The following is a 7,219-nucleotide window of genomic DNA, read 5'->3' as shown; positions in this document are numbered from 1 at the left end:
CGCCATGGGCGTGCCGTCCGGCATTGGCCAAATGGACCACGGAGCCGGCACGGCCTCCTCGCTGGCCGACCAGGCCCCACGCACCGCGGCAACCAGCCGCACTCAGCGCGACCGGGCCCAGAGCCGGTCACGCCGCGTGGGCCGGGGCGCACAACCACATCAACGCATGGGGGGCGAACGCGCGGACGCACTCCCACCGCCGGCTGGGCGTAGATCACCGGCCGCCGGCCGCGACAGTCGATGCCCATCGCCGTGAACGCGTGATCCCGTCTGCGCGACTGCCCCGTGGTCACGGAGAAGGCGCTACGGGACCGGCTCTCTGCTGGACGAGACCGGCTGTGGGGGTGCCCATGGGATGCTGGCCGCCGATTCGGATGCGGGCCAGTAGTGCACCCGTAGTGCACCCGCCCTGCGGGGAAGCGATACAACTCCCCGGGCATTTCTTCATGTGATAGCTACCAGCGGGGATACGTTTTCGGACAGTTCTGATCCCCCGTCATACCGTTTCGATGGTGGTCCCAGTGTCAAGGCCAACTGTGGGAGCCCCTGTTGGAAGAGTTCGGACCCGAACCGGAGGGGCCTATTCCGTACGGAATATGTCCGGAGTCGGCTTGCCCGGATTCTCCGGGGGGCTGGAGGGCGGAACGGGTGGCGCCGGTACCGGGCCCTCCGCCTATGGAAAGTGCTCCTACGGTTTCGCGAGCGTCGGAGGCCAGCTACAACAGGGCGGCAGTCTTTCCGGCAGTGCCGGGCTGGCCACCGCCGCATCCACCGGAACGTGTTCAGGGGGAAGGCAAGTAGCATTCTAGATCCTGTTCCCGCCTGAGAAAGGACGAGGTGTTCCGTGGACGCCAAGACGGTCTTCCTGGGAGTTTTCATGGTGCTTGCCGGGGTCGGTCTCATCAGCGCCCGGACTCTCTTCGCAGGGCGGGTCCAGAAGCAGGACAACGCCTTCGGGCGAGCCAACTCGCGCCACTCCAAGGCAACGAGTATGGCGCCGGTGGTCATTGGGTCGCTCATGTTGCTAGCAGGTCTGCTGCTGTTTGCGGGAGTCCTCAGTGCCGAGTGATCGGCAATCATGGCGAAATGAATGACCCGGGTAGCTGACACCGGGGAACTCCGCCAGGCGCCCGTGTCACGACCAAGTGGTGCCACTCCTCAGAACGGAGCGGCACCACTAACTTTTTTCACTCCGCCCGTCGCAGTGGGTTCGGCAATTGCCCCTGCTGGATCGGGCGTTATGGGCGAGCATGGTGCTCACCAGTCAGAAAGGTGAAAGAAATCCTCAGAAGGCGCTAGACCTCCTTCGACAGCCGCGTTCAATTTCGTTGACTCCGTATCTCTTTCGGTGAATGAGGGGAAAGCGGCCATGGCAGGCGCATGAATGTGGCGCTGCTGCTCAGGGGGTCGGCTCGGGATCACTTCTCGCGAGCCGCCCGACGCTGGGCCGTCATCGGCGGACGCGATGGGAACCACGACCACCGGCAATCCTCCCGATCAGTCTTGACCTTCCCTCGGTGTGAACCTCTGGACTGGCCACCGGCCATATCGACGGAGGGTTTCGCATGATCTCGTACCTGGGTTCCGGTCCGTACTGCTACACCGACTCGCTGGCGATGGTCGCGGGGGCCGACAGCGTTCCCCCGACCGCTGTGATCGAGACACTGACCGGCTCACCCTTCGGTTTCCAACTGATCGGGGGCACCCTGCCGCTGTTCGACCCCTTGGGCTGGGACCCCGAACTCGGCCTGGACGAGGCGGTCGACCTGCTGGGCCTGCGCTGCGCACACACCGCCGGAGGCACACCGTCGCAGGCGCACGCCCGGCTGAGGTCCGCCTGCGCCCGTGGCCCGGTGCTGGCGGGGCCGGTGGACATGGGACTCCTGCTCTACCGGCCAGGTACCCCCGCACCTGGCTTCGGTGACCACTATGTGGTGGTGCTCGCCGCGGATGACGGAGCCGTACTGCTCCATGACCCGAACGGGCACCCCTACGCGACGCTGTCGGTATCGGCGTTCCTCGACGCATGGCGGGCGGACACGGTCGCCTATGTCGACGAGCCGTTCGTGATGCGATCGGACTTCGTACGGGAGCGGAAGGTGACCGCGGTCGAGGCACTGCGCCGGTCGTTGCCGCGGGCGGTCGCGTGGTTGTCCGGACGCGGGGACCTTCCCGTTCCGCCCGGCACGCTCGGGGGAGCCGAGGGAGTCGGCGCCTTCGCCGGCCTTGTGGAGCGAGGGCTTGATCAGAGCACCCGGGACCTCTTGGGTTCGTTCGCGATCCGGGTGGGCGCACGCCGTCTCTCCGACGCGGCCGCGTGCCTCTCCCTCCTGGAACTCCATGGGCCGGCCACGGTGGCGGCGGAGCTTTCCCAACACATCGGCGCGCTGCAGGAACCGCTGGTCACCCACGATGACCGGCGATTGCTTGCGGGGTTGCGCTGCCTTGCCCCGGGGTTTGAGCGGCTGCGGGCGGCACTCGCGGAGGCTCTCCACGACGGGCCCGGGCCCGCCGCGGAATCAGCACGCGGCTGACAGCCGGCGGTCGTCCCCTGGCCGGCCGGCTCATGCCCTGCCGGATGGCCGGACCGCGGGAACTCCCAGACCGGTGGAACCCAGGGACGAGCCACACCCGTGCCTGCTGGCCATCCGACCCTTCGACGAAGAGCGATGGCAACCGAGGGTCCAGACGGCTGTGGGGTGCGTGCCTCCGCGCCGTGGTAGCCCCTAGCCGTGCACGGACCGTGGTACGAGGGCGAGCGGGCGCCCCTCCGGGAATAGAAATCAACGGTTGTACAGTTTTTCCAGTGTCGTAGGGACAGAACCCCGACTCTGGAGTCCTCGTGTCATGTGATGGCGGCGTCGTCGCCCCGGCCGTAGCGGCCGTTCGAATGCGGCATCGACCTGCCGTCCACCACTTTCCGCCCCCGCGCCGGACGTCGCGATGAGCGCGCCCGGCGTCGCCTGGCATCCCTCGCACACGCCCCTGGGGCGACCGGGTCCGTAGGGCCTGTGGATCGACCCCCGATTCGACACCACTCCTCATACCTGTACTGGAGACACCATGCCCCCCAAAGTTGTGATCATCGGCGGCGGATACGGCGGCAGCGCCGCGGCCAAGGCCCTGGACGCCATCGCCGATGTGACTCTCGTGGAACCCAAGGACGCCTTTCTGCACAACGTCGGCGCACTGCGTGCCGCGGTCGACGCCGATTTCGCACCGCGGATCTTCCTGCCGTACGACAATCTGCTGAGCAGGGGGCGTGTCGTACGCGACCGTGCCGTCCGCGTCGAGCCCCGGACGGTGGCGCTCGCTTCGGGCAGGACACTGGAGGCCGACTACATCGTCTTGGCCACCGGCTCCGGCTACCCCTTCCCCGCCAAGAGCGACCTCGATGATTCCGCCGCCTCCCTGGAGAGGTTCGGCACCACGCAGAAGCACCTCACCGAGGCGGACCGGGTGCTGCTTCTCGGGGCGGGGCCGGTCGGGCTTGAGTTCGCCGGGGAGATCAAGGCGCGGTGGCCGCAGAAGCAGGTCGTCATCATCGACCCGGCTCCGGGCATCTTGAGCGAATACTCCGGCCCGTTCCGCGAGGAGATCCTGCGCCAGTTGGACGGCCTCGGTATCGAACTGCTGCTCGGGGACTCGCTGGCTCAGGATCCGCCGACCGAGGTCGGGACGGCGGGGGAGTTCACCGTCACCACCCGGGCAGGCGCCGAGGTGACCGCCCAGGTGTGGTTCCGGGCCTACGGGGTCACCCCGGCCAGCGACTACCTCGCCGGAGCACTCGCCCCGGCTCGGCTGGCCAGCGGTCATGTCGAGGTCACGCCCAGCCTTCAGGTGAAGGGGCAGACCACGGTCTTCGCCCTCGGTGACATCACGGATGTCGCAGAGGCCAAGAAGGCCGGTGCCGCCATGCAGCACGCCGAAGTGATCGCGGGGAACATCACCTCCCTGATCGAAGGCGGTACGGAGCTGGCGTCGTATGAACCCGGTCCGGCCGCCATCCTCCTGCCACTGGGTCCCACCGGTGGCGCTGCCGAGCTGCCCGGGGGAGAGCTGCTGGGTCCCGAGGTGACCGCCCAGTACAAGGGCGCGGACCTGATGGTCGGACGCTTCGCCGAGACCTTCGGGCTCGGCCGGTGAACCGGACCACCATCCGTACCGGCCAGTCTCCGCAGGCAGGCAGGGTTGCCCCTGCCGACCAGGTTCCGCCGGTGAGCCCCCGCGCGGCGCACCGGGTAGCGCCGGCGAGCATCGCTGCCCGTGCCGACCAGACCGTGCGACGCGGCCCCGACAAGGACGCCCCCGAGCGAGGAACGCAACAGGGAGCACAGCGAGGAACACCACAAGGAACAGAGCGAGGAACGCGATGAGCGCGCATATCCACGACGGCACGATCACCGTCGAGGTCTACGCCGATATCGTCTGCCCCTGGTGCTACATCGGCAAGCGCCGGCTGGACCGGGCCCTGGAAGCCCTCCCGGAAGGCGCCGACGTCCGCGTCGTGCACCGGCCTTTCCAGCTCGACCCGGGCGCACCACGCAGGGGAACCCTGGCCCGTGACTACCTCAGCGAGCAGTTGGGGCCGCGAGCCGAAGCCGTCCTCGCGCACACCACCCGGTTGGCCGCGAGTGAGGGGATCGCCATGGACTTCGGCCGGGCCCTGATCGGCAACACCTTTGACGCCCATCGGGTGCTGTGGCTGGCGGGGAACAGCGGGAGCCAGGCCGCGGTGAAGGAGCGCGTCTTCGCGGCCTACTTCACCCAAGGGCTCGACATCACCCGCCCCGAAGTGCTGGCCGCCGCAGCCGCGCCGGACCTTGATCCCGAACGGGTCCTGACCGTGCTGGCGGGTTCCGAGGGGGTACCGGAGGTGACGGCTCAGCTCACCGCCGCGCGGGCGAGCGGTATCCGCTCGGTACCCAGCGTCACCATCGACGGTGGGCCCGCGATCGAGGGAGCCCTGGAGACCTCCGTACTGCTCGACGCACTGGAGCGGGCACATCGGGAGTCCGCAGCCAGGGTCGAGAGGTCGGCCGCGGGGGATGGCACCCCTACCGGTGGCGGCGGCCGGACCTGATGTGGCACCCGCGCTTCCGGCCGGGCGGGACCGCTGGCCGGAAGCGCGGGCGAGTGGGGTGCGGTCGACCGCGGAGCCGATCGCGCCCACGACGTCCTGGGTGAAGCCGATGGATTCGTCGAAGTGGACGCGGGCCTGGTGGCGAACGCACACCGGGCGGGCTTTCGCCGGCCGCTCCGGCACGTATCCCCGCAGCCGGTCTGCCCTATCGGCCTGCGGGGGGTACGACCTCACCCGCGGAGCCCGAGGCTCGGGCCTCGGGAGTGCTCATCCGCCGACGGCTACGGAGCCGAGCGTTCCCCGCTCCGCGGCTCCCCTGAGGCACCTGGCCTTCCGCTGTGGCCCGCAGAGTTCCGGGCGGTCCCAGCTGCCCTTTCCATCAGTGCGGCGAGACGGTTGTTTCCGCTCCGTTCGCGTGCTCATCGCGCGGGTTCGAAGTCCGATGTGTCAAACCGCAGCCCGCTGGAGCCCTGGCCCCGGCCCGGCAGGGTGGTGCGGCCGGTCCACAGGGCCGTGCGGCCGTCCGCGAGGCGGGCCAGCTGCCAGCGGCGGGTGACCCGGACCCCTTCGGCCGGAACCTCCTCGGAGGGAAGGCGAAGGACCGTGCCGGGTTCCAGGACCCTGCCCCGCACTCCCGCACCGAAGCGGTGGAGCAGGGTGCGGCCCGGTGCCGCCGGATCAGGGACAGGGGCGAGCGGGATCCAGTGTTCGGGGACCGGGCTCTGGAGGCGGTAGTGGCGCATGGCGTCAGCTCCGGGCGGGGTCGCGTCGGCCGAGGGGAGACCACCCGCTATCGCGACGAGACGGTGGCGGTCCATTCGGTGACCCGCCGCGCCCGCCACCGCTTCCTCGACCGCCCAAGCCGTGTTGGCCGCCTCATCGCGTAGGAAGAGCACCTCCTCCACCGGGTCGCCGTCGACCGAGTCGACCGCGCCCGGCAGCAGGACCAGGACGTCAGCGGCCCGGCGGGTGCCCGCGATCGTGGGACGAAAGAGTGACCAGTCGTCGGGCGCGGGCGGCAGCAGGACCCGTTCGCCGAAGGTGTCGGTGACGACCACCGAGGTGAGCCTGGTGACCGTGCCCGCCGGGAGTTCCAGCGGGACGAGGAAGTAGTCGTTGGCGTAGGTGGACGCGTACTCGGCGAGCAGCAGCCGCGCCAGGTCCGTGCGTTCGGCGGTGATGCCGCCCCAGTACACCCGTGCGTCCTCCATCTCCCACCAACGCGGGGACGGCATCCCCGGATAGGCGGCGACGGTCGGCAGGACCGTCCGCACCACCTGCGCCGACTGGTCGGCGGGCGCACCGAGGGTGGCGCCGGGGCGGTGGTCGAGGGCGTACCAGTCGAGCCGCCCTCCGGGGTACTCGGCCGCGTCGAGGACGATCTCACCCGTGGTGTGTCGGGCGGCCACCGAGAAGCCGTGCTCCAGCCGCTGCGGCTGCCACGCACCGCCGGTCTGGGGGGCCGTGGTGGGCAGCCCGAGCAGTCGCCGCCAGGCCACCGTGGCCCGTACCACCGCCTCGGCCCGCTCGGGCGGGATGGTGATCCGGGCGGGGGTGTCACGCGGCTGCCCGGTGGGTGGGGAGAGTTCGGCGAGGAGCGCGAGGCCGTCGGCGGCGCGACCGGCGACCACGGCGAGATACCCGGTGGTCGGGTCGTCCGCGAGGGGCCCGGGGGACGCGCTGATCTGGTAGGCGGCGACCAGTCGGGGTACGAGGTCCCCCGCGCCCTCGGCGCGCAGCAGACGGGCGTACTCCTGACCGAGTTGAGCCGCGGTGCGGCGGTCCAGTGATGACTCCGCCGGTTCGCGCTCGACCACCGCTTCCAGGGGGAGTTCGAGGTCCAGGGGTACCGGCACGGGGTCCGCCTGCCCCTGGTAGCGGGTGAGCTGTGCGGATTCGGCGCGCAGTCGGACGGTTACGGGTGACCCGGCGTCGTCCCCCTGGAACTCCCCGACCTGCCACTGCCGGCCGAGCATCCAGAGCGGATCGGCGGTCGCCGCCTGGAGACCCGCCGACATGTCCGCGGCCCGGCAGCGCGGCTCCAGCCGGGTCCACGAGGTGATGGACGGTTCCTGCGGCACGGCGGACTCCTGATGCTCGAATGGTGTACTGGTCGGGTTGCTGCGGTGATCCGGG

Annotated in this window: 5 protein-coding genes; 4 read left to right on the top strand and 1 reads right to left on the bottom strand. The window is 70.0% G+C overall.

Annotation, left to right across the window (positions count from 1 at the left end):
• The first annotated feature begins 844 nt into the window (after window positions 1–844).
• From NBG84_RS34190 to NBG84_RS34175, 4 genes are all read left to right on the top strand, one after another.
• Complete coding sequence (locus NBG84_RS34190) at window positions 845–1,069, top strand: hypothetical protein (protein WP_250923571.1); 225 nt, start codon at window positions 845–847, stop codon at window positions 1,067–1,069.
• A gap of 496 nt (window positions 1,070–1,565) precedes the next feature.
• Window positions 1,566–2,534, top strand: a complete 969-nt coding sequence (locus tag NBG84_RS34185; RefSeq protein ID WP_250923570.1) for a cysteine peptidase family C39 domain-containing protein — start codon at window positions 1,566–1,568, stop codon at window positions 2,532–2,534.
• 529 nt (window positions 2,535–3,063) lie between these two features.
• Window positions 3,064–4,146 (top strand): FAD-dependent oxidoreductase, encoded by a 1,083-nt coding sequence (locus NBG84_RS34180; protein ID WP_250923569.1) that lies wholly within the window; start codon window positions 3,064–3,066, stop codon window positions 4,144–4,146.
• Between the two features lie 226 nt (window positions 4,147–4,372).
• A complete protein-coding gene (locus NBG84_RS34175; protein ID WP_250923568.1) occupies window positions 4,373–5,083 on the top strand; it encodes a DsbA family oxidoreductase in 711 nt (236 codons plus the stop codon).
• Between the two features lie 419 nt (window positions 5,084–5,502).
• Here NBG84_RS34175 and NBG84_RS34170 read toward each other — a convergent pair whose 3' ends face one another.
• Window positions 5,503–7,164, bottom strand: a complete 1,662-nt coding sequence (locus NBG84_RS34170; RefSeq protein ID WP_250923567.1) for a hypothetical protein — start codon at window positions 7,162–7,164, stop codon at window positions 5,503–5,505.
• Window positions 7,165–7,219: the final 55 nt, after the last annotated feature.

It is taken from the genome of Streptomyces albipurpureus, from assembly GCF_023701525.1.
Taxonomy (GTDB): domain Bacteria; phylum Actinomycetota; class Actinomycetes; order Streptomycetales; family Streptomycetaceae; genus Streptomyces; species Streptomyces albipurpureus.
This window is presented reverse-complemented; position numbering and strand designations above follow the sequence as displayed.

Excerpts from the sequence above, each read along its gene's own strand:
- NBG84_RS34185 (WP_250923570.1), top strand. The coding sequence starts at position 1,566 with ATGATCTCGTACCTGGGTTCCGGTCCGTACTGCTACACCGACTCGCTG.
- NBG84_RS34180 (WP_250923569.1), top strand. The coding sequence starts at position 3,064 with ATGCCCCCCAAAGTTGTGATCATCGGCGGCGGATACGGCGGCAGCGCC.
- NBG84_RS34175 (WP_250923568.1), top strand. The coding sequence starts at position 4,373 with ATGAGCGCGCATATCCACGACGGCACGATCACCGTCGAGGTCTACGCC.